22 protein-coding genes are annotated in these 23,109 nt (G+C 51.6%); 11 read left to right on the top strand and 11 right to left on the bottom strand.

All coding sequences use genetic code 11. The features are described from left to right. Window positions 1-200: 200 nt before the first annotated feature. The 3 genes from C0081_RS13935 to C0081_RS13925 all read right to left on the bottom strand — a co-directional run bounded on the left by C0081_RS13935 (window position 201) and on the right by C0081_RS13925 (window position 3,240). Window positions 201-1,358 carry an aldo/keto reductase gene (locus tag C0081_RS13935; protein WP_101534454.1) on the bottom strand — a complete coding sequence of 386 codons (1,158 nt, stop codon included), beginning with the start codon at window positions 1,356-1,358 and terminating at the stop codon, window positions 201-203. A gap of 161 nt (window positions 1,359-1,519) precedes the next feature. Beyond that, window positions 1,520-2,143, bottom strand: coding sequence for a flavodoxin (locus tag C0081_RS13930; protein WP_210200511.1), 624 nt, complete (start codon window positions 2,141-2,143; stop codon window positions 1,520-1,522). Next, entirely contained in the window at window positions 2,143-3,240 is a 1,098-nt protein-coding gene (locus C0081_RS13925; protein ID WP_245417953.1) for an alpha/beta hydrolase, read from the bottom strand. Before C0081_RS13925 ends, C0081_RS13930 begins: the two co-directional genes overlap by 1 nt. Before the next feature lie 246 nt (window positions 3,241-3,486). On the opposite strand from C0081_RS13925, the gene C0081_RS13920 reads away from it, so the two are divergent. Next, window positions 3,487-4,563 carry an alpha/beta hydrolase gene (locus C0081_RS13920; RefSeq protein ID WP_210200510.1) on the top strand — a complete coding sequence of 359 codons (1,077 nt, stop codon included), beginning with the start codon at window positions 3,487-3,489 and terminating at the stop codon, window positions 4,561-4,563. Between the two features lie 16 nt (window positions 4,564-4,579). Here C0081_RS13920 and C0081_RS13915 read toward each other — a convergent pair whose 3' ends face one another. Continuing rightward, window positions 4,580-5,467, bottom strand: coding sequence for a LysR family transcriptional regulator (locus C0081_RS13915; protein ID WP_101534452.1), 888 nt, complete (start codon window positions 5,465-5,467; stop codon window positions 4,580-4,582). A gap of 118 nt (window positions 5,468-5,585) precedes the next feature. Between C0081_RS13915 and C0081_RS13910 the strand changes: the two genes are divergently transcribed. The 7 genes from C0081_RS13910 (at window position 5,586) to C0081_RS13880 (ending at window position 13,238) form a co-directional block, all read left to right on the top strand. Further along, a complete protein-coding gene (locus C0081_RS13910; protein ID WP_101534455.1) occupies window positions 5,586-6,989 on the top strand; it encodes an MFS transporter in 1,404 nt (467 codons plus the stop codon). Window positions 6,990-7,004: 15 nt separating this feature from the next. Next, window positions 7,005-7,994: an aldo/keto reductase gene (locus tag C0081_RS13905; RefSeq protein WP_101534451.1), complete on the top strand. Its 990-nt coding sequence runs from the start codon at window positions 7,005-7,007 to the stop codon at window positions 7,992-7,994. 161 nt (window positions 7,995-8,155) lie between these two features. Beyond that, window positions 8,156-9,811 carry a carboxylesterase/lipase family protein gene (locus C0081_RS13900; RefSeq protein ID WP_210200509.1) on the top strand — a complete coding sequence of 552 codons (1,656 nt, stop codon included), beginning with the start codon at window positions 8,156-8,158 and terminating at the stop codon, window positions 9,809-9,811. 259 nt (window positions 9,812-10,070) lie between these two features. Beyond that, the gene (locus C0081_RS13895) at window positions 10,071-10,733 is read left to right on the top strand and encodes a flavodoxin (RefSeq protein WP_101534449.1); all 663 of its coding nucleotides are present in this window, start codon (window positions 10,071-10,073) and stop codon (window positions 10,731-10,733) included. A gap of 9 nt (window positions 10,734-10,742) precedes the next feature. Then, complete coding sequence (locus C0081_RS13890; protein WP_101534448.1) at window positions 10,743-11,441, top strand: DUF4405 domain-containing protein; 699 nt, start codon at window positions 10,743-10,745, stop codon at window positions 11,439-11,441. Between the two features lie 613 nt (window positions 11,442-12,054). Then, a complete protein-coding gene (locus tag C0081_RS13885; protein WP_101534447.1) occupies window positions 12,055-12,525 on the top strand; it encodes a cytochrome P460 family protein in 471 nt (156 codons plus the stop codon). Beyond that, window positions 12,522-13,238: a DUF4405 domain-containing protein gene (locus tag C0081_RS13880; RefSeq protein ID WP_146006470.1), complete on the top strand. Its 717-nt coding sequence runs from the start codon at window positions 12,522-12,524 to the stop codon at window positions 13,236-13,238. Before C0081_RS13885 ends, C0081_RS13880 begins: the two co-directional genes overlap by 4 nt. Before the next feature lie 267 nt (window positions 13,239-13,505). On the opposite strand, the gene C0081_RS13875 is transcribed toward C0081_RS13880, so the two are convergent. From C0081_RS13875 to C0081_RS13845, 7 genes are all read right to left on the bottom strand, one after another. Continuing rightward, window positions 13,506-13,739: a hypothetical protein gene (locus tag C0081_RS13875; protein WP_101534445.1), complete on the bottom strand. Its 234-nt coding sequence runs from the start codon at window positions 13,737-13,739 to the stop codon at window positions 13,506-13,508. Continuing rightward, window positions 13,736-14,932, bottom strand: a complete 1,197-nt coding sequence (locus C0081_RS13870; RefSeq protein WP_101534444.1) for an IS91 family transposase — start codon at window positions 14,930-14,932, stop codon at window positions 13,736-13,738. Before C0081_RS13870 ends, C0081_RS13875 begins: the two co-directional genes overlap by 4 nt. Before the next feature lie 27 nt (window positions 14,933-14,959). Further along, on the bottom strand, window positions 14,960-15,886 hold the full coding sequence (locus C0081_RS13865; protein WP_101534443.1) for a tyrosine-type recombinase/integrase: 927 nt from the start codon (window positions 15,884-15,886) through the stop codon (window positions 14,960-14,962). Window positions 15,887-16,074: 188 nt separating this feature from the next. Next, window positions 16,075-17,352, bottom strand: a complete 1,278-nt coding sequence (locus C0081_RS13860; RefSeq protein WP_101534442.1) for a TRAP transporter large permease — start codon at window positions 17,350-17,352, stop codon at window positions 16,075-16,077. A gap of 68 nt (window positions 17,353-17,420) precedes the next feature. Next, on the bottom strand, window positions 17,421-17,933 hold the full coding sequence (locus C0081_RS13855; protein ID WP_101534441.1) for a TRAP transporter small permease: 513 nt from the start codon (window positions 17,931-17,933) through the stop codon (window positions 17,421-17,423). Window positions 17,934-18,006: 73 nt separating this feature from the next. Next, window positions 18,007-19,002, bottom strand: a complete 996-nt coding sequence (locus tag C0081_RS13850) for a TRAP transporter substrate-binding protein (protein ID WP_101534440.1) — start codon at window positions 19,000-19,002, stop codon at window positions 18,007-18,009. A gap of 64 nt (window positions 19,003-19,066) precedes the next feature. After that, a complete protein-coding gene (locus C0081_RS13845; RefSeq protein WP_101534439.1) occupies window positions 19,067-19,942 on the bottom strand; it encodes a carbon-nitrogen hydrolase family protein in 876 nt (291 codons plus the stop codon). 170 nt (window positions 19,943-20,112) lie between these two features. Here C0081_RS13845 and C0081_RS13840 point away from each other — a divergent pair, with 170 nt between their 5' ends. The 3 genes from C0081_RS13840 to C0081_RS13825 form a co-directional block, all read left to right on the top strand. Further along, complete coding sequence (locus C0081_RS13840; RefSeq protein WP_101534438.1) at window positions 20,113-21,021, top strand: LysR family transcriptional regulator; 909 nt, start codon at window positions 20,113-20,115, stop codon at window positions 21,019-21,021. Between the two features lie 613 nt (window positions 21,022-21,634). After that, window positions 21,635-21,985, top strand: a complete 351-nt coding sequence (locus tag C0081_RS13830) for a hypothetical protein (RefSeq protein ID WP_101534436.1) — start codon at window positions 21,635-21,637, stop codon at window positions 21,983-21,985. A 31-nt stretch (window positions 21,986-22,016) separates the two neighbouring features. Continuing rightward, window positions 22,017-23,109 (top strand): ParB/RepB/Spo0J family partition protein (locus tag C0081_RS13825; RefSeq protein WP_146006469.1); only part of this gene is annotated, 1,093 nt, incomplete at its 3' end.

Below are 23,109 nucleotides of genomic sequence, written 5' to 3'. Positions count from 1 at the left end.
CAGCTTATGACAGCTAGGTCCGCTGAGCTGAATTCCTAAGGTTGAAAATGCTGCGGTTTGCGCGAATGGCAGCTTCGAGAACGGAGAACCCATCCACCCAATGACTGGTTAGGGCCGTTTGCTCTCAAACTTAATAGCAGGCCACATAGCGGCCTGCTTGATAGATGATGAAACCGTGATGCAAACGGAAGTTTTAGCCGTTAGCTTTTTTCCGGAGCTTCAACCCCGGACATAGCCTGAACGACATCGGGTAGACGTGCTCCCTTGATCTCGATTGCCCGAACAGCTTTATCGAGTTCGGCAATCTCTTCATCAGTAAACTCGACGGCCGTAGAACCGATATTCTCAAGCATATGGGCCATTTGCGTCGTGCCGGGAATGGGGACAATCCAGGGTTTTTGTGCCATCAGCCAAGCAAGTGCGATCTGGCCCGGTTGCATGCCCTTTCGAACAGCCCAGTTTTTCACCAATTCGACTAGCGCAAGGTTATGGGGAAGGTTTTCTGGTTGGAAGCGGCCTTCAAGTGATCGGAAGTCTCCTTCTGCAAAGCGTGTTCGAGCGTCAATTGCACCATTAAGGAAGCCGACCCCTAACGGGCTCCAAGGTACAAAGCCGATGCCCAACTCTTCGCATGTTGCAAGCACATCCTGCTCAGGGCCGCGCCACAACATGGAATATTCACTTTGCACCGCGGTTACGGGCAGAACAGCATGAGCGCGGCGCAAGGTCTTAAGGCCCATTTCTGACATACCCCAATGCAGGACTTTACCCTCGTCCATGAGGTCCTTGACCGCACCAGCCACATCTTCGATGGGAACTTCGGGATCAACACGATGTTGATAAAGCAGGTCGATCCGATCCGTGGATAAACGCTTAAGCATGCCTTCTACCGCTTGCTTGATATGCTCGGGTTTGCTGTTCCGACCACCACGGCGTTCGCCGGTTTCGAAATCGACGTCGAAACCAAATTTTGATGTGATGACCACTTCATCACGGAATGATGCGATCGCTTCGCCGAGAATTCTCTCACACTCATGAGGTCCATAAACTTCAGCTGTGTCAAAGAATGTGACGCCATGATCAAATGCGGTGCGGATGATGTTAAGCATCTCGGAACGATTGGGAATAGTTGTCGGATAGGCCCGATGCATGTTCTGGACGCCCATCCCGATGGAAGACACTTCCAGAGACCCCAGCTTGCGGCGCCCTTGATCCGCGGCCATTGTGTGGGAGGTTGCTTGAGCCTGAGTGGAGGCAAGCGCACCTGCAAGAGGTGTGAGAGCCAAGCCACCAGCCGCAGCCAGTAAACTGCGGCGAGCAATTGCGCCATTGGTTGCTTTATCATTTTCGTTCTGCATGTCTAATCTCCTTGTTGTGCCATGACTGCGAGTTTCGAATTTTTAACCATTGGCTTGGTTCCTCAAGGGAAACTGCAGTTTCATCGCCTTCTCAAAACATGTTCCAACATCAATATGGGTTCCATTCCTGCGCCAGATTACCGGGATATTATGCATTGACCCTATAAGTCAGGCGAATGAATGCCTTCGGGTTTCATCACCAATCCAGTCCAATCCTGCAGCAGACCCAGTGTCTCGCGTTCTGAATCGCATTGCTTGATGAAGGCTGGCCTGATCTCGGCATTCGGCGCGAGTTGCGCGAGGATTTCCAGCGAGCGGCCGGGGCCATAGCCCCCATGGGTAACGCAAGGAAAGAGAATGCGGGTTTCCATGTCATACTGAGCAAGAAAGCTGCGAACCGGTGCTGGTAGATTTTGGCCCCAAACAGGGAATGCGAGAAAAACGGATCGATAACGATCAAAACCGGTCAGTTGACCGGCTAGCACGGGTAACTCGCCTGTTTCCTGTTGTTGGTGCGCGCGCAGCACATGGGCCTCGTAATCCTCGGGATAAGGTTCCACTGTTCTGATCGCGCACAGGTCAGCGTTCAATTGTCGGGCCAGGCTTTCGGCAATCATTCTGGTATTACCGCTTCGGCTTAAATAGGCGACAAGCGTGGAGGATGATCCATGGCTTGTGCGATTTTGACTAGCCCGAGAGGTGAACGCAGTTCCCATTCCCAGTCCAAAAGCCGAGACCAATAGTCCTGTAAGGGCACCACGGCGGCCAATCTGTTTCGATGTCATCAATTGCGGTTTCCCCGAGGGTTGGTTTGTGTCTTGGGATGTAAAACGGTGTCCGGCAAATGTGCTTGCCAGAATTCAGCCGCCTCTTTGATCCATCCTTGTGCAGGCGTATTTGTGCCAGCGCCAAAACCATGGCCGATATCGGGGACAATGCGGAAAGACACATCGGTATCCAGATTTTGCAGTGCCTTGACTCGTCGCTGCATGTTGACTGGAGGTGCTATGCCGTCGCGCTCGCCAACAATTGCATAGGTCGGCGGCTCTATATCACCCAAATCACTATGCGAGGTGTAGGCCATAACGACGGTGCTCGGGCGCTTGGTCGTATTCGCTCCAAATGCGCTGGGGCCGTGGCTTCCGAGGTAGGCTGCCATGCGGGCACCGGCGGAACTGCCCCAAACCGAATAGCCCGCACTAGCAACCTTCAAGGCGTCCGCATTGGCCATGATATAGTCCACCGTGCGTGCCATATCTTCTGTTGCTGCTCTACCACCTTGTCCGGTTCGATAGGTCACAATAAAGGCATTAAAGCCCAGCTCGGCCAATGAAATTGCATAGGGGAAACCTTCATGTACCGACCCCACATAGGAAAAGCCCCCACCGGGGGCAATAAGTGCAAAGGGCGCGCCAGCCTTGCCGGGGAAAAAGAAAAGTCCAGCTTCATCAAGGTCTGGTTTTTGTACCCGTTCTTGCTCCGAATAGATTTCGTGGAACACGGAGACACCCTGTCGGTTCAGTTCGACAAGGCGGTTGAGGCCAGACAGAACGGTTTCCGGGTCAACAGAACTATGGTAAGGCAGCAAGCGGGAGATCTGTCTCAACGGCAGGCTTTCGTCATAGCGCGTGTCGGCCCAAGGCAGCAGATGTCGGGCGAAACCACGAAAGTCTGGGTGGTTCAGCAGGTCACTGATCGTACTATCCGGCGTCAAAGGCTGTATACCCGGCGGAGCATTTGCCGCGACTGTTGGGGAGGGCAAATGCATAGCCCCTTGCTGCGCCTTCACTTCTCCCAACCCCAGTGCAAAACAGGCTGTCGCGATTACAAGGAGCCTCAATGGATATCGGTCCGAACCTGCATCTTGGTGATTTGGAGCCATGGCTCACTTTCCCTTCTTCTGTCGCTACTGTTACAGCAGAACATTAGGGTGACCGGCTAGGTCTGATTAGCTGCGTTGTCTTTCTAAAGGATATAAGAAAATTGAATGAATGCCGACACTATGACCTCTTATTGTTCAGTTTAGCTAATAGGTTTGATCAGGAAGAAGCGGCTAATCGGGATGCATTGCTTGAGGTAGGTTTTTTGAAAGATCTCTTTCATGAACCTCTCGAAACAAGGATCCTCCATGAGATTAGGTACCCTCATTTTTGCCGCAACAGCGAGTCTGGCACTGGCTTCCTCAAGCATGGCCTTCGAGCCACTGACGATCATTGATCAAGGCAGTTTCAGCGCTGGCGGCGCCGTTATTTCAGAACCCGGCACGTTCGATAGCAAGGCACCCTTGAAGTCTGCTGGGCAGACCTTCCATGGTGATCATGCCTATTCCTTCTATCAGGTTCCAGAAGCGCCTCGAGAGCTGCCTCTGGTTCTTTGGCATGGTGCTTTCCAGTCAGGCAAAAGCTGGGAAACCACAGCTGATGGTCGCGAAGGCTTCCAGACATTGATGCTTCGTCGCCATTTTTCCGTTCACACCATAGATCAGCCGCGGCGCGGGCGAGCAGGCAATAGTACAGTCGCAGCCGAGGTTAAACCGACCGCATATGACCAGCTGTTCTTCGACATGTTCCGGATCGGTCAGTGGCCCAATTATTTCGATAAGGTCCAGTTCGATACATCCGAGGCCTCTTTGGCCGAGTTTTTCCGCTCGGTCACGCCCAACACAGGCGCTTTTGATCCTCAGGTTGTCAGTGACGGCGTATCCGCTCTGGTCGACAAAACCGGCCCCGCCATTCTTGTCACGCACTCACAGGCAGGTGGACCTGGTTGGCTGACGGCGATCAAGAACCCAAATGTGAAGGCCATCATTTCCTATGAACCGGGCAGCGGCTATGTCTTTCCGGAAAATGAAATGCCTGAGCCAATCTCCGGCTCTGCAGGCACGTTGAAGCCCGAGGCGGTTTCCTTAGAGGATTTCGCCAAGCTCACGCGAATTCCGATCGTGGTCTATTATGGTGACAATATACCAGATGATCCGACAGATGATTTCGGGCTGGACAATTGGCGTACACGCCTTGCCATGGCGCGCCTTTGGGTCGATGCGATCAATCGTCATGGGGGGGATGCCTCGCTCGTGCATTTGCCCGATTTGGGGATTTATGGCAACACTCACTTCATTTTCTCCGATTTGAACAACCAGCAAATCGCTGATCTCGCGACAGAATGGATCGAAGAGAAGGGATTGGGCAATACTGCCCCCAAATAGGTGCCGAGCATTGCCGTTAGCGATGGCGCAGGTGATCGATCAAAAGCCGGAAGGCCGGACTCATCTGGCGACGGTTCGGGTAATATAGGTGATATCCGTCCCATGTTGGCCAATAGCTTTCCAAAATCGGTAACAGGAGCCCTTCGGCGAGCTGAGCATCCACTCTGTCGAAGGGCAAATAGCCAATGCCTACACCATCGAGTGTGGCAGCCAAACGCAATGGAAGGCTGTTGAACGTCGCAGGTCCCTCGACCCGAACCTTGATTTCTTCATCACCCTGCATCAACTCCCAAGCAAAGACACCACCATGGGTCGGCATACGGGTATTGATGCAGCGATGCTTGGTCAAGTCTTCTGGGCTTGAGGGGGCTGGATATCGGGACAGATAGTCCGGGGTGGCCACCATGCACATGCGGATGTCGGCGCTGATGCGTATTGCGATCATGTCCTTGGCAACCTGTTGCCCGAGCCGAACCCCGGCATCGAAACCTTCCGAGACGATATCGATCATGCCTCCGTCAACACCGACTTCCACGGAGATGTCAGGATAGTCCTTGAGGAAGTCTGTGAGCTTTGGCTGCAGCACTGCTATGGCAGGGTGTTCCCCCGAGCTGATCCGGATGGTTCCCCGCGGGCTTTTCCGAGCACTGTTGAGTTCATCCAAAGCCTCTTCCATGTCGTCAAATTGCGGGCCGAGGCGGGAGAGCAATCGCTCGCCAGCTTCTGTTGGAAACACACTGCGAGTGGAGCGCGTCAAGAGTCGGACACCTAGTCCTTCTTCAAGATTTTTTACGGTTTGGGACAGAGCTGACTGTGACATGCCCAATTGCGCTGCCGCACGCGTGAAGCTGCGGTGACGAGCCACCACGGTGAAAGCATAGAGTTCATTGAAGGTGCGTCGCATTGATTATGCCTCTATTCTAATAACGACATCCTGAATTATCACTCTAATCGATCAATAATCCAGAAGATATAGTTACTTCAAGGCCCACATGGTCAAAGACCAAATTCAGGATCACTTAATGCAACAAACAAGCAATTCTTCTCATACCAAGGCAGTGTTGGCTCTGGTCGTGCTTAGCTACGCAATGATCGTTCTCGATATTTCCATTGTGCTGACAGCTTTGCCGCGATTGCAGGCGGACCTTGGCTTTTCCAATGCGGGCCTGACATGGATGTCCAGCATCTACACATTGTTCTTTGGCGGCTTTCTGCTGTTGGGCGGCAAGCTGGGAGACCTCTATGGCCGGCGTCGCATTTATATGCTGGGATTAAGCATCTTTGCCTTCGCATCTCTGGCTATTGGCTCTGCACAAAGCGCGGGATTCATTATCGCAGCGCGTGCTGTTCAGGGACTGGGTGCCGCCATTCTGGCTCCGTCAACCTTGGCACTGTTGCAGGTTACCTTCCCAGCCGGAGAAGAGCGCAATCGTGCGGTTGCCTGGTATGCCGCCGCCGCCGGGGTTTCAGCGAGTTTCGGCATGGTGCTTGGTGGCGTGCTGGCTGATATAATTTCCTGGCGAGCTGGTTTCTTCATCAATCTTCCGATCAGTGTCGGCCTGTTGATCGTCGCACTACGCTACGTCAAGGAAACGGATCGCTTTGCCGGAAAGATCGATGTTGTGGGAGCCGTTCTGTCAACGGTAGGCCTAGGGGCTCTGGTTTTTGCATCCGTTCATGCCGCAGAACAAGGCCGGGGCAATTGGGGATCCGTAGGCGTGCTTACTCTCGGGTTTGCTCTTCTGGCAGCATTTCTGGTTCATGAGGCGCGAGTTCACGAACCGCTGCTGCCTTTGCGGCTACTGACCCACGCCGAGCGGGGTGGAGCCTATGGAGCCCGGGTGCTGTTTCTTGGTGCCAATGTCAGTTTCTACTTCTTCGTTGCACAATATATGCAAGAGGTTTTGGGGCTGAGCGCTGCCGAAACCGGATTGGCATTCTTTCCTGCGACATTCGTAAACTTCCTCGCCGCGATGAATGTGCCAAAGATGATTGCACGATTTGGCCGGGGCCCCGTGCTGATCATCAGCTACCTGACCTGTGGTGTGGGGCTCGCCTGGCTGTCGCTGCTGGGCACAGACAGCAACCTCTGGACCGAAATCATGTTGCCGATGGTGTTTGTCGGCTTTGGTCAGGGGGCGGCCATGGCGCCGCTCACATCATCCGGTATTGCCGGAGTCAAGGCAGAGGATGTGGGAGCCGCTTCCGGTATGGTGAATGTCGCCCATCAGCTTGGATCGTCTCTCGGTCTTGCCCTGCTGGTGGCTCTGGCCGCTCTCACCTCCACATCAGGAGCAACACGTCTGGCCATTGCGGAACGGACCGCACACGCCCTGCAAGGGGGAGCGCTGTTCGTCCTCGCAGCTCTCTTGGTCTCGTGGATGTTAATTTTGCGTCCAGCACCCGACACTCAAGACATTCAATAATAAAGGAATACAAAAATGGAAAACCGTAAGCTTGGTTCTCTTGAAGTCTCAGCAATGGGTCTCGGCTGCATGAGCATGACCTCAATCTATGGTCCCGCAGCCGATCATGATGCCATGATCGCCCTGATCCGGGGTGCAGTGGACAAGGGCGTCACTCTGTTCGATACAGCCGAAGCCTATGGCCCATTCGCCAACGAAGTTCTTGTTGGCGAAGCGCTTGCTCCTGTGCGCGACAAGGTGAAGATTGCCACCAAGTTCGGCTTCGATATCGACCTTGAAACCGGCGAGCGGCGCGGTGGCACCAACAGCCGACCGGAGCATGTAAAGGCCGTTGCAGAAGCCAGTCTCAAACGCCTCAAGACCGATCATATAGACCTGTTCTATCAGCACCGCGTCGACCCGAACGTTCCGATCGAGGATGTCGCTGGTGCCATGGCTGAACTGATCCGCGAAGGCAAGGTTCTGCATTGGGGGCTGTCCGAAGCCGGTCTTGACACCATCCGCCGTGCCCATGCCGTGTTGCCTTTATCAGCCGTACAGAGCGAATATTCCCTGTTCTGGCGTGGCCCCGAGGCGGGGCTCCTCGATCTTTTGGAACATCTGGGCATCGGTTTTGTTCCTTTCAGTCCGCTGGGTGCCGGTTTCCTTACTGGCCAGATCACCATGGACACAGTTTTTGCGCCGGATGACTTCCGTAATTTTGTCCCGCGGTTTGCCCCCGAAGCCCGCAGGGCCAATCTGGCGCTGGTCGATCAGGTCCGTCTGATGGCAAGCGAGAAAGGAGCAACACCTGCACAGGTCGCTCTGGCTTGGCTCATGGCTCAGAAACCATGGATCGTACCGATCCCCGGCACCACCAAGAAACACCGTCTGGACGAAAACCTCGGCACCCTTTCGCTGACTCTGAGCGAAACGGACGTTGAGCAACTCACCAAGGCAGCAGACGCAATTGCCATCACCGGAGATCGCCTTCCGGCAGCCTTGATGAAAATGACCGGCCTTTGATTTACCGGTCTCGCTTATCGGGTAAACGCTTCCAAATCATATGGAGCCGGATGGGTTCAAATGAACCCAAAAGCAATCAAAAGACAAGGCAGTGAAACCACAGGAAATCAAATGGTTTCAAATTCTTTGTAAACAGTGAATCAATGTGCAGGAGCACGAAAATGATAACACTCAAATCAAGCATGCTTGCTATTGCTTTGGTACTGAGCGTAGCGCACTCAGCACATGCCACGAACGATAGTGTAATAGCCGCCCCGAACATCGCCGTTGCGGAGATTCAGTCGGGCAAGATACAGGGCTTTATCCATAATGGGATCTATACCTATCGTGGCGTCCCGTATGCCAAGGCGGAGCGGTTTCAAGATCCGCAGCCTGCGGATAGTTGGAACAACCTGCGTCCTGCTTTGACGTTTGGCAACATTTGCCCTCAAGTAGCGGCCAACCCTCTAGAAAATTTCCTGTTTTCCGGCCCACACCTGAAGCAGAGCGACGACTGTCTGAATTTGAACGTATGGACACCCTCCATATCGGACGGACAAAAACGCCCCGTCATGGTTTGGCTGCATGGCGGCGGCTTCTCTGGCGGTTCATCCATTGAAAGCTACGCGTATGACGGAGAAAATCTGAGCCGAACGGGTGACGTCGTGGTTATCTCGGTCAACCACCGTTTGAACGTTATGGGGCATCTGGATCTGTCCGCATATGGAGAACAATATGCCCATTCAGCCAATGAAGGCGTATTGGATCTGGTTGCCGCCCTGCAATGGGTGAAAGCCAATGCCGCCGTATTCGGTGGAGACGCTGATAATGTCACCATCTTTGGTGAATCCGGTGGCGGTGCAAAGGTTCTGACCCTTATGGCAACACCCGCTGCAAAGGGGTTCTTTCATAAGGCGATTGTTGAGAGTGGCGCGGTGGAAGGTATGGGTATGACCCTGTTACCTCCGGAAACCACTGCCAGGGTGGCAGAGCTGACCTTGCAACATCTCGACATCAAGCCTGAAAATGTTGATCAGCTAAACACGCTTTCCTATCAGGCCATCGCCGAAGCCAGCCAAAAAGCGCTGAACGAAACTGCTAAAGAGCAAAAAATACTATCAGTCATGGGCAATGGCATTGGCTTGGCTTGGGCGCCGAGTACTGACGGCAGATATATCCCGGATGAGCCTGTCGGAGAGAAGTATCCAAACCTCGCCAAGGACGTTCCGCTGCTGATTGGCTCCAACATGACCGAGTGGACAACGATCTTTGCTTTGTTTGGAGACATGAATAAAGCACAACTAGATAACAAAAATAACTGGACCATGGAGCAGGTCAGCGAGAAAATGCATACCCTGTATGGCGATCGGGCCGATGCAATTGGTAAGGCCTTTGCGGCAGCCTACCCAGACCGCAATCCCGCTGATGCATTGTATGTGGACAGCTTTCTGCGCATTCCCGCATTAAAAACAGCACGCTTGAAAGCGGATCAGAAAGGGGCTCCGGTCTATAACTATCTGTTTGCGTGGGATACTCCAATACTGGGCGGCTTTGCCATGTCTTATCACACGTCGGAAATCCCATTTGTGATGAACAGTCTGGCATTGACCGAGACCGCTCACGGCAATGGAGACGAAGCCAAGGCACTCGCCGACAAAATGAGCCGGGCCTGGGTGGCCTTCGCCAAAACCGGGAACCCAAATGTGTCCGGCCTTCCTGAATGGCCTGTCTATTCTAGAGAAAGCGGCGCTACGATGATTTTTGACGATCGGCCCCAAGTCAAAACTGATTACGATGCTGAGCTGATGAAGCTGCTCAATCCAAAAACCAGCTTTTAGAAATTGTCAGCAGAAGTTTTAAGGCAGTGAGACATCTCGAAGCAACTCACTGCGAGCCGAATAACCTACAAATTAAGCTCAAGAATATCTGCCTCGCGAATAGCGAGGCAGGCTTGTGGCCGGGCCTTAATTCCGTAACGGCCGAACCTAACAAATGGGGCCTTGGTGGTTCTACTCCTTTGTTTGTGTAGAACATATGCAGTTCATTTAATTGAATAGTTGAACTGCATAATTAATAACAATGAAAAGGAAAAGTATTATGAAGAATTTCAGGTCTTTGAATGCTAAAGTTTTAGTATCTTTAATGGCTTTGTTTTCACTGTTACCAGCTTACGCGGACGACAATAACAGTGGTTCTCGTCAGAACAAAATACTAGTAGCTTATTTTTCTCAACCTGAAGATGTTTCTCTAGACGGAGTAGACGCTGTTTCCGGTGCAAGTCTTTTGAAAAAGAACCAGCAGATCTTTGGTGCCACCCAGTATATTGCTCAACTGATCGGGGACGAACTGGGCACCGATTTGTACAGAATAGAGCCGACTCGTGCCTATCCACGCGCCCATGAGCCCTTAGTTGATTTGGCGAGTAAAGAGAAAGGCGACAGAATAAGGCCTGCCATTCAACGACCAATTCCTGATTTGGACCAATACGACACGATATTTGTTGGCTACCCTATCTGGTGGTACCAAATGCCAATGATACTATACACCTTCTTGGAAGAGAATGACTTTAGCGGAAAAAAGATCATCCCATTTTCCACTCATGGAGGAAGTCGCCTTTCGGGAACGGTACAAGCAATCCAATCTCTTCAGCCAAATGCAGATGTTGAAACCGATGCATTCAGCATATCAAGAGATGATGTAGCAAAAAATTCAACCGAAGACATTCTTGTTAATTGGTTGAATGACATCTCTGTAGAGTAGGTTTGTAGCGTGAAAAGAAAATACATACTGCAGATTATTCAAGATTTAATGATGCTTTTTATTGTTGGATCCCTGATGGGATTTCACTTATGGGGAGAAAAGACGCATGAGATACTTGGAATTCTTTTTTTGGCGATTTCAATTGAACACTTGATTTTGAATTTTTATTGGATGAAAAGAATTTTCCAAAGAGATTATGACTTATTCCAAATATTAAAAATACTTACAAATGTTGCACTCTTTTCTCTCTTCCTTGCGTCCATAATTAGTGGGCTTATGCTGTCGCAAAGCGTGCTGCCTGATCTGTTTATTCATAGTTCGTCAGATTTTGTACGAAAAGTTCACATGACAAGTGTTCATTGGCTACAAATCCTTATTGCCATACATCTGGGGGTGCACTGGAAGATGTTGGCAGATTTCCTCTCGCGACTTTGGCAAATTTCCGAACGATCGCTCATCCGAAAGCTCAGTTCGTTTGTCACATTCGCTCTCTGTGTCTATGGAGTTTACGTTTTTATCAGCCGTAAAATGATGGCATATCTGGTTTTGCAAGTCGATTTTGCATTTTTCAACTTTGAGGAACCTGCTGTAGTTTACTATTTTGACTATATTGCCGTAATGGTATTAGTTGCATATACAACGCGTGTTTTGATTTGGTTGCTTATTTTTGTTCATTCGAAACTATTTGAAGCCAATGAGGTCAACTGATGCCGTGGATGCCTCTTCCACATCAGTTCAGAGCGAATTCTTCTGTCTTCAATTTGCAAGTCTGGCTCCACTCTGAAACAGGATCTCGCTTAATCGCTCAACGCCGGTATTGGTGCAAAATGCAGGGTTTCCTCGCTGGAATAGACCCGCGCTTGCAATATTCCTGGTAATGACGGGAATGCAACCTATCTCCCGAACAAGTGCTACAACCAAATTTGTAGCATCTCGATCATTGCCTGCCAGCGGGACTGCCAGCGGAGATTGATCCTCTTAGCCGCGTTTATCTTCAATGCACGTGGCATCAACCGCTGAAAAGCAACGCACCAAGCGGCTTTGTTTGAAAAGCTTGGCGGCTACCGATGCGCATAATTTCCCAACCTTCTTTCGAATTACTGGAAGGGGGTCTGTTGCATGGATTTATAGCCGACACCAAATTGATTGTCCTCATTAATTGACCACCCCACGATCGTCTTCCAGCTTCTCAGATTAATCGAAAATACTAATAGGGCTTATGCGTATAGACCGCCTAATCATACGGTTAGGAGGACCTACATTTATCGAATGAGAGTCTCGAGCCTGAAAGGCCGAGCGCACCGACACCAAGGGAGATTATATGAGACAGCCACTCGCCACCCTTTCTGCCAGCCTCGCTCTTTCAGGCTTGCTGGCCTTTGCTGCCATTGCCGAACCCAACCGTGTACGCTTTCCGGACAGTGAAACGATTGATGGCCTCATTCATTATTCCACTGTCACACGAGGCGATGTGACCGAATATATGTATACTTCCCGCGAAGCGCTCGATGCGTTGCAGGCAAGCAAGGAGCTGCCAGATGGGACTCAGGTGATCCTGCAGGATTGGCGAGAGGGCCGTGTCTATCGCCTGTTCGTGATGGAGAAGGGGGAAGGTTTCGGCACCGACTATGATGAACGCAGCCGGACCGATGACTGGCAGTTCCAATGGTATTGGCCCGATGGCACAATCAACTTGGATGAGAATACGGAACGCTGCCGCTCCTGCCACATGTCCCGGCAGGACCGTCATTATATGTATACCTATTCCGACGCTCGGCAGTTTGGTCAATGAGTGTGCAATGGACAAGGCCTTTGCCGCGCTTGATGCTGGACGGACTGCTGCTTGGACTTCTGGTCTTGGGATTTTCTTATTGGTGGCTGGGTAACGGAGTGCATGAGCTGGTTGGCACCATATTTCTCATATTCATCCTTCGCCATGTCGCAAACAATCTGTTCTGGTGGAAGAACCTACCAAAGGGGAATTGGAATCCTCAGCGGTTGTTCAATCTTGCCCTTGGCATCTTGTTGGCGATTGCTCTGTTCTCGCTGCTGGTCAGTAGCATTTTTCTATCGCGGGCACTGACAACGATATTGCCCTTACCGCGCATCTTTATCATGCAAGAGATTCACTGGTTCTCGGCCTACTGGGCCATCGCTCTCTCTGCGATGCATGTCGGGGTGAATTGGAACAGAATTCTTTCACTCGCTTTGATGCTGGTTGGAAAGCGTAACTTTCCCGGATGGCTGAAGATTGCGGGATGGGTAACAGCCTTGGCAATTTCAGTTCAGGCATTGAAGAGTGGCATGGTCGTGGGGCTCTGGGACAGGCTGGCATTTCAATACTCCCTATCGATGTGGGACTTCAACGAAGCTGTCTTACCCTTCTTTCTCCATTGGTCGGCGGTTCTCATCGGCCTCGCGACGCTGTCTAAATTCGCCTTGTTCCTCACGGTTCGTTTTAAGGTTGCTCTTTTTCAAATAGAACAAGGCCGCCGCACTTCTTGACGTCTGATCGCGAAGATAGAAAACAGCGGCTCAAGAAGGCTTGGAGAGAATCTTCGTGGTGCGTAGCTGTTCGTATGCTAGATGCGAATTGCCGCGAGACTAGTCAACGTCGGCTTTAACGAAATGGAGGTGCTGTGTTCGTCGGTAAGCGAATAGCGGGATAGGTGAAGGATTTTCGATGCGGGCCGATGCGTGACTTTAGGCTGGCTGGTAAGGCCCGCGTTGACAATCCTCCCAAGGACGAAGCCGAGAGGGTCTTGGTTTGATCTATGGGGAAAGCATTCTGAGCGTCAGAGCAATGGCTACGGCAAGCGCATGATTTGATAGGAGACAGGATGTTGATCCGCCCGTGGCGATCGATTTGTTCATCCAGACAGCCGGCAGATGGGGTTTGATTGCTAGCACTGGTTTGGCATCGGAGGAAATGGCCGCATAGCTTCCTATCCAGCATTGCTGAAGCCGCCGGTTCACTTCAATAATTATGATTATGGATCTCGTCATGCGGCTTGCTCCTTGGGCGGTGCGCGGGACTTTGGTCTATTATGGGGCTTCTGGCCACGCCGGAAGATCTCGATGATGTGCATTGGCCCACCGCAACATGGACACGGCTCTCGCAGTGTGAGCGGGATGATCTCGGGAGCTATGTCATCAGTTTGATCCTGTGGCCGTTGTTCCACTCCGAGCACAGCCCGGATCTTGGCGATATTGCCTTTCCTGTTTGCGCTTGCGAGGAACCCGTAATGCCGGATCCGATGGAACCCGGTGGGCAGGACATGGAGCAGGAATCGGCGGATAAACTCAGAGGTGGCCAACCGCATGACCTTCTGTCGATCCCCCGACTTGATACGATAATCCTTCCAGCGGAATGTCACGGCCCGAGCATCTGCGTTGATCAATCGGGCATTGGAGATGGCCACTCGGTGGGTGTAACGACTGAGATAGGCCAGAACGGCTTCGGGGCCGCCGAAGGGTGGCTTGGCATAGACAACCCATTCGGTCTTGCGGAATGGAGCCAGCCAGATGGCAAAGGCCTCCGGTTCTGACAGTCCGGCCTGATCACCAAAGAAGGCGAGCTGTCCGGCTTGATGCAAAGCCAGCATTCCTTCTAAAAACAGTCTGCGGAACAACCGGGACAACACCCGTACATGGAGGAAGAAGCCTGGCTTGTTGCCCACCCACCTTGTGCCATCTGGTGATAGGCCACCACCCGGGACGATCATATGGATGTGAGGATGGTGGGTCAGTGCTGAGCCCCATGTATGGAGCACGCTTGTCATGCCGATCCTGGCACCCATGCGTTTGTGGTCAGCGGCAATTATTCTCACCGTTTCTGCCGATGCTCTGAACAATAGTCCATAAACAGCTCGCTTGTTCCAGTAAGCAACTTGAGCAATCTCAGCAGGCAGGGTGAAAACGAGGTGGAAATACTCGACAGGCAGTAGATCCTCGGCCCGTGCCGCCATCCAGTCACGTGCAGCAGGTCCCTGACACTTCGGACAATGCCGGTTTTTGCAGGAATTGTAGGCGATGTGATAGTGGCCACATTTGGCGCATGCTGCCACGTGCCCGCCAAGTGCTTCGGTTCGGCAGGTCTCTATTGCTGACATCACCTTGAGTCGGTCAAGGCTGACGTGCCCTTCATTGGCCCGCCGCCATGCAGGACCATATCTTCGAAAGATATCGGCTATCTCCAGCTTTGGCCGAGCTGCTGCTTCAGCCTTTTACTCCTCGTCTTGTCGGAGTGCTTCCTTTTGAAGAAGCCTGACCTGTTCGTAGGGACTGACCGTGCTCTGGATCGTTTTGGTTGCCACTTGGGTATACCGGGCCGTGGTTGACAGCTTGGCATGGCCCAGCAGGACCTGAATAATCCGCACATCCGTATTCGCTTCCAACAGATGGGTGGCAAAGCTATGGCGCAACGTATGCAGAGTCGCTGTTTTTTTGATGCCAGCCATATGTTTGGCCGATGTAAAGGCTCTGTTCAATTGTCGCGGTGATAGAGGGTTGATCTTTGGTTTGCTCACNCTGACCGGCAGGCAAGCGAAGCGCCGCCGAGAGGTGGGAAATAGCCAGCCTTCGGGGCGAGATTCTCGCCAATAGTTGCGCAACAGATCCAGAAGGCTTGGTGAAAGCATGGCCTTGCGGTCTCGACCTCCTTTGCCATTTTCCACGTGGATCAACATTCGATCGCTGTCGATGTCGCAAACCTTAAGGTTGCAGACCTCTGCAGCCCTCAGTCCGGCACCGTAGCTGATCCCCAAAGCTGCACGATATTTGAGCCCAGGTCCGGGAGCTGCGGTCAAAACACTGGCCACTTCTTCGGCACTGAGAACAATGGGTAATTTGCGAGCTTCGCGATGGAATTGCATATACCGCTTCATCTCTTCGCGTCCGCAGGTGACACTGAAAAGGAACCTGAGCGAGATAATGCGCGCATTAAAGGTGGTCGAAGATACACCATCCTTGGTCATCTGTAATTGATAGGAGCGTAATTCTTCCGGTGTGGCGGCATCGGGAGGTCGCCCGAGGAATGCAGCAAAATGCTTCACATGGCGGATATGGGCTTTTTGGCTTTTGTCACACAATCCACGGATGTTCATATCCTCAATCATGCGCTGACGTAATGCTGTCGTCTTCTGCTCTGTCATGGAAACCTCCTGTCTGACGATGGGTAAGAAACCAATCGTCAACCCAAGAGGGCCAGCCACAAAATACTATGATCAATGACACCGAATATGCCGAACGACATTGCCGCGGAGCGGCTTAGTCCCTGGGCCGATACTGCTCATCAGGCCAGTTTTATAGGCGTGTCTTCCGGGATTCATAATGTCTCGTATCAGTTCACGATCAAATTGGGTAACCCCATGCTGATGACCGGAATGTATGTGATTGCTACCAAGGCCAGGAGCATAACCAAGATAAAGGGCAAACATGCCTTGAAGACTTCCTGGAGCGACATTTTGGATACTGTCATCGCAACAAAGAGGTTGAGGCCTACGGGCGGCGTCAGCATGCCAATGGAGAAGTTGACGAGCGTAATGACTCCAAAATGAACTGGATCAATCCCGACTTTCAGGGCAATGGGCTGCAACAGGGGAGAAAGAACGATAATGGCCGATGCACTGTCAAGGAAAAAGCCTGTTATCAGCATCACGACGTTAAATAGCATTACGACCCACACTGGCGAATCCGTGAGCGAAAGCACATTCTGAGACAATTGAACCGGAGTTCCGGTAAAGGCCAACAACCACGAGAATGCGGCTGCACCTGCTGTGATGAGCAATAGGGCAGCAGAAATCGTTCCGGACGATTTCAGGATTTCCAAAAGTTCGCTCCATCCGATCTGACGGTAAACCACCATCCCTACAAACAGTCCGTAGACGCAGGCGACAGCAGCAGACTCAGTTGGTGTGAAGGCGCCTGAATAGATGCCACCAAGCATAAGGATCGGAAGGCCCAATCCCCATGCGGCCTGTTTGAATGACGAACTCACCTTTTCAAGAGTTGGAAATGCACTGCGTGGATATTTCTCCCGAAGAGCAAAGACAATGCATACCAAAATCAGCAAACCGCCAATCAGAATTGCAGGCAGAACACCGGCGACGAAGAGATTGCCGACCGAAGTGCCTGTTACTGCGCCGTAAATAATAAGGGCAATGCTTGGCGGTACGATTGGCCCTAGTGTTCCAGCTGTCGTCAGAAGGCCAATGGAGAAGCGTTTTGAATAGCCTGCTTCTACGAGGGCTGGAAACATGATCGAGCCAATAGCGATAACGGTTGCTGGGCTCGAGCCGGAGATCGATCCAAAGAACAGACAGGACAGCACAGCCGCCGCAGCAAGACCGCCAGGAACCCAACCAATCAGTGCTTCGGCGAAATTAATCAGTCGCTGTGATAGCCCACCAATACGCATCAACTCGGACGCGAGAATGAAGAAAGGGATGGCCATTAGTGAGAAATTGTTCATACCGGAGAACATGCGCATGGGCATGATGACTGGATCAAGCGGGCCGACACTCCAGACGGCTCCGGCTACGGACAACGCAAGTGCTGCAAAGATGGGCAGACCGAACAAGAGGAGGAAAATGAACAAGGCAATGAGAACGGGGATCATGCTGGCTGGCCTTAAGAGACGAGAGGACGGACGGAACCGGATCAGAATTGGATAAACGGAGGGCTGCGCTACATCAGCGAAGGCGTTTCATTGGCGTGCGGCGTGTCGTCTGATTGCTTGAATGCCAACAAAAGGCTGAGCAAGTAGCGGAAGGTCGCTGCGCCCCCAGCAATCGGAATGACGGCATAGACATAGGCCATGGGGATGCGCAAAGCGGGAGACAATTGCCCTCTGCTGAAGGTCACGGCGGTCAGGCGCCAGCCCAGCCAAAGCACGGTGAGGCCGAAAACCGCACCCAATATAAGTGAAATGATCCGCAATGTGCGTTCATAGCGCTTAGGCATGAAGGCCTTTAGAATATCAACCGAGATATGACTTGCACGACTGAAACCAAAACTAATGCCAATGAAACTCATGGCGACGATGGAGTAGAGCACCACTTCCTCGGTCCAGTAGAGAGGGGCGTTGAATGCGTAGCGCAAAACAACCTGCAAAAAGGTCAATGAGATGGCCAATGCCATGCAAAAAGCCATCGCAAAGCTCTCAAAGCGAGCTAATAGTCGATCAATCCATGAAATCATCTGGCCAGCCTTTAAGAAAGGGATGGAAGTTATGAAAAGGGGCAATCATCGCCCCTTTTCTTGACTGCATTTCCTATTTTGGACCAGCACCAGTTACCTCGTAAATGGCCTGAATGAGTTCAGGTGTTACTTCATCCGCAAAGGCTTCATGGACCGGGTAGCTTGCCTTGATAAAGACCTCTTGCTCTTCGGGCGACAATTCTTTGATGGAGATCTGATCGCTGATTTTCTCAAGTTGTTCGGCTTCATAGTCTTTTGTGAGTTTGCGGGCCAAGTCACGAGCATTGTCGAAAGCCTCTGTCATGACTTGTTTTAAATCTTCGGGCAGGGCGTTCCATGCCTCTTTGTTCACGATTGCCGCATAACCATGATAAGCATGATTGGATAGGGTCAGATAGTCCTGCACTTCGTAAAAACGCATCGCAATAATATTTGCGATCGGATTCTCCTGTCCTTCCACAACACCGGCTTGTAGGCCGCTATAGACCTCCGCAAAAGCCATAGCCGTTGGACGGGCATTCCAAGTCCGGTATTGTTCGAGAATTACTGGTGCCTGCATCGTGCGCATTTTGATATTCTCAAGGTCGGCCGGTGAGGTGATATCACGAATGTTATTCGTGATCTGCCGAAAGCCTGCGCCCCAGAAGTTGACACCATACATTCCATGCTGGTCGAGTGTATCTAGAATTGTCCGACCAACTTTACCATCCAGAACCTTAGCCATGGCTTCGTCACCGGGTAGAATGAATGGAAGATCAAGCACCTGCAGTCGGGGCTCGAAATTCCCCAATGTCGCGGTAGGCGGAATGGCAATTTGGATCAGATTTTGCTGAAGCTGCTCGTTGATCTCAACATCGCCGCCAAGTTGTCCTGCTGGCAATACATTGACCTGGATACGACCGTCAGACTTTTCGGCCACTTCCTTGGCAAAGCTGATAGCAGCCTGCCCGTTGGGTGTTGCTTCTTGCAGGACGTGGGCAAACGTGAAGGTATATTCCTGCGCTTTGGCAGATACCGCGAGGCTGGCAGTCATGATGCCGGCGAGCAGAAAATAAGATAGTTTCTTCATAGAGTTGGTACTCCTCTGATGGTGATGTGATTAGCTTGTTGCTTTTGTTATTATGTGTACTCATTCAGTCGGCCAGCGCACCGCTGGGCCGTGTTTGGACTTCAGACATAAAATGATAATTTGAACGCGCCTCGAGCAGCTCTTTGGAATAGAGTTCGGCACGTAAGGTCATGCCTTCATCCTGTCCTGCTTCGCACATTATTCCCGTTAGTGGTGAAGCAATTTGGCTGAATCCCATTCGTTCCCAGACGCCCAGCCCCCCGCCAAGTTCAAGCGCCCCGCAGCCGTTTGCCGATAGCACAAAAGCTTGGTTCTGCACGGCTGTGACGAAAGGAAGGGAGCGCCAGAGCTCTCGTTTGGTTTCGGGGTCTCCTACGCCGCCTTTGTCCCCACCTTTCCAGAAGGAGGAGGCGAAGATGATTAGATCCGCTCCATTGAGAAAATGTTTGCGCGCAATTTCGGGAAACAATGCGTCGTAGCAAATGACGATGCCGATTTTGCCAAGGGCGCAGGAAAAAGTTTCAACCTTTGGGCCAGGCGTATAGTAAAGTTTTTCGATCCCCGGAAAATTCTGTTTTCGGGATATCCCGATTACGCCTTGCGGTCCAATCAGCGCGCAACTGTTGTAAACAACGCCATAGGTATCGCTTCTCTCGTTGAAGCCGACAATGGTGTGAAGGTTGTGTTTCTGGGCAACGTCACAGATCGCCCGGATTTCATCGGCTTCAAGGTCAATAGCTGCTGTTTGCCACAGATCCAGCGCACCGCCCAGACCATGCTGGAAGAAGTTGGTGATGCTTACCTCTGGAAAGACCACCAGATCTGCACCCTGATCCGCTTCTTCGGTGAGGGTCCCAAGGATAAAATCCATGTTGCCCTGTCGATCATGCTTCTCGGCCGGTCTGTTCTGTATGACGCTCGCCTGGATAGCCTCTTGCATGTGGTATTCTCCGGTGTGAAATCTGTTTTGTGTTTCGATCTCCGTAAACGCTAGCAGGTTTGGTTTTCTGCGGTTAGAGGCAGAGAACTTACGTGAGGTGTAAAAATATTTACAAAGACATCGGAAGCTGCTGAAGCTATATTTCCATTGCTGCTGATCGGAGACAGACGATGCCGAGAGATTGGAACGAGCTCAATTGGGATGACATCAAGTTTTTTCTGGCCCTTGTTCGGCGGAAGAGATTGACGGGTGCTGCGCACGAACTTCAGACATCGCATGTCACGGTATCAAACCGCATAGCCCAACTGGAAAAGGTTACAGGCCAGCGCCTGTTCTCTCAGAATAATGATGGCTTTAAGCTGACACGTGAGGGGAAGACATTTCTTCCCTTTGCGGAGGAATGTGAGCGTCAACTTCAACTCGCCGCGACTGCAAGTCTCAGTGATACGACGCCCTTTCGCCCATGCGTGAGGGTTGGAGTGACTGAAGGGATCGGTAACACCTATTTCTCACGTATTTTCTCGAACTGGGTGATCGAGAGGGACATAGAATTGGAGTTGGTGACGCTGACCAAGCTCAGTCGGGTTACGCAACGCGAAGCAGATATTTGTGTCAATATGGAAGAGCCCGATGGTCAAAACATTATAAAACAGGTGTTAACCCCTTACCGTTTGGGCATATATGCAGCCAAATCTTATCTGAAGCGAAGCGAGCCGATCATTGAACAATCGCAATTGCGCGATCATCTCTGGATTGGATATGTCGACGATCTCATTTTTTCATCTGCGCTCACCTATCATCGGGAAATCGGTGAAAATCTGAAGTTTGTCTTCCGCGGAACCACGCTTCTCGCTCAGTTGCAGGCAGCGATCTCTGGCGTCGGTCTTGCCATTTTGCCTTACTATGTCGCCAATGATCACAACCTGGTTCGTGTCTTGCCTGATTTTTGGTTTGATCGAACATACTGGATCTCGGCAACGACAGATCTTCACCGATTTCCCGGGCAGTCTGCAGTTTGGCAATTCATCAAGTCGGCATGCAATGCGGATCGATCGCTTTTTATGGGAAATAGCGATTAAGTACTGAACGAGTTTTCGATCAGAAAGTTCCGAATTTAGAATACGCCGCCCGGCGAACAGGCTCTAGTCGCGTAGCTCCCCAAACCCCCTGCGGGGTTTCGGCCGGTCGGTGACGATCCCTTGCAGACAGAGGGCCTTGCGACCAATCGGTGCGGCAAAGCCGCCCTTCCCTATTCTTTCCGCCAAGCAATCAGCCATCTCGAAGTCAAGGGGCAAGCACGCTACGCGTGGCTCCAAGGCTCAACCGTGTTGGGCTACGCCCTGCCCGCTCCAATCGCCTCGTTGCCCCCTTGACTGCGCCCTGTCTGACCACTCGTCGGGCTATGCCCTCCTCCCTTCGCTCCGGTTAATGTCAGGGGACATTAAACCGTCCCTTTGTGAAGAGGCCCGCCCGAAACGGCGAGCTAAAAAGCGAAAGGGTTTTAACGATGTCCAGCGAAAGCAGCCCGATTTTTACCGGTCAACGTCTATGGAATGGTGCAATTGTCACGCCGCAACTTGCTGAGACTTACAATCGTCTTCAAGACCGAATTGAAAGTTTTAGAGCCGAAGGCCGGAACGTTCCAGTTGAGCTTGTTAATGGTAGCCACAAAATCATTGCGGAGGCTCAATAATGTCCATCGTTCCAGAAACAAAAGGCTTTCTTGGTTCGTCAATGGCGAATGAAAACCTAAGCCTTGGAAACCTTCTCGATTTCGTCAACTCAACAAAAGAGTGGAGCAATCGGAAATGCTTTGTTTCTCCCGACCTTCTGAAAATCACCTATCTCGGTGAGAACAGCGAACACGAATTTTCCCTCCTCAATAATGGGCGCTGGATTGGTTACGAATTTCTCCCAAACGAGCCAGACAGCGCACCTCTCAGCCTTTCATTCAGCTCGGTAAAATCCTTTGTCGCTTTCTTCAATTGCGACAATTGGGAAACCGTAGTCATGCACGCGTCAAAAGCCATTCACCAAAATTAGTCAAATCCAAAAAGCATAGGGGTATGCAATCATGTCTAAGAAATCAGAAATCAAATCTATTCCAACCTTCCCACTCTCCAAACTTGTCCTGTCCGATATCAACCCCCGCCAGATCGTTGATGAAACCGAGGTCGAAGCCCTCGCCCAATCAATCAAAGCGTGCGGCCTCATTCAAAATCTTGTCGGTATTTCCGAAGGTGAAAACATCGGAATTGTTGCAGGCGGTCGGCGCTTGCGTGCCCTGCAATTGCTCCTAGAAACCAAAGAAATTATTGCAAGCTTCCCTGTTGCCGTGCGGGTGGCAGAGAATGAAGAACAAGCCCTTGAATGGGCCAATGCCGAAAACACCGCCCGTAAAGACCTCAACCCGTCAGAGGAAATCAAAGCCTATCGCATCATGCAGGAAAAGGGCTTTTCCGTTGAAAAAATCGCTATCGCATTTGCAAAAACCGTCCGCCACGTCAAAGGCCGGTTGCGCCTTGCTAACCTCGCAGAGTGCATTCTTGATGCATTGGCACAGGGAGACGTTACCCTTGATATCGCTTCGGTCTACACAATCACCGACGATCAGGAAAAACAAACCGAGACCTTCAACCGGCTGAATGGATCATGGGGAGGCGATCAAGAGCACACAATCAAAAATAGCCTGATGGCGGAAGCCAACACAGCGGACGACCGGCGCACTCAATTCGTTGGCCGTGAAGCCTATGAAGCCGCAGGCGGTAAAATCCGCGAAGACCTATTCGGGGAAGATGTCTATTTTCTGGATACCATTATTCTGGATCGACTTGTTGACGAAAAGCTGGAACAGGTGCGCCAAGATGTTCTTGCAAAAGGTTGGAAATGGATTCAGGCAAATGTTGATTTGGTCCCTTATCAAGAGCGTGAATTGAACACCTTCATTCAGCCGACACGCCCTGAATTGAACGATCAACAATCTGCCCGTTTGGAGGCTTTGAAACAAGCCGACCGCAACGACCAAGCCAAACCAAACGAGCTTAAAGAACTCCAAGCATTGCTGGACTATACAAAACCCGTCTATCTGTCCGTAGATATGGATTTTGCAGGCGGTTACGTCTCAATCGGTCATGACGGCCAACCCCGTCTTGATTTGGGATACATTG

It is taken from the genome of Cohaesibacter celericrescens (genome assembly GCF_002866925.1).
Classification (GTDB): Bacteria; Pseudomonadota; Alphaproteobacteria; order Rhizobiales; family Cohaesibacteraceae; genus Cohaesibacter; species Cohaesibacter celericrescens.
The sequence above is the reverse complement of the archived record's forward strand: the minus strand, read 5'-3'. Positions and strand labels throughout refer to the sequence as shown.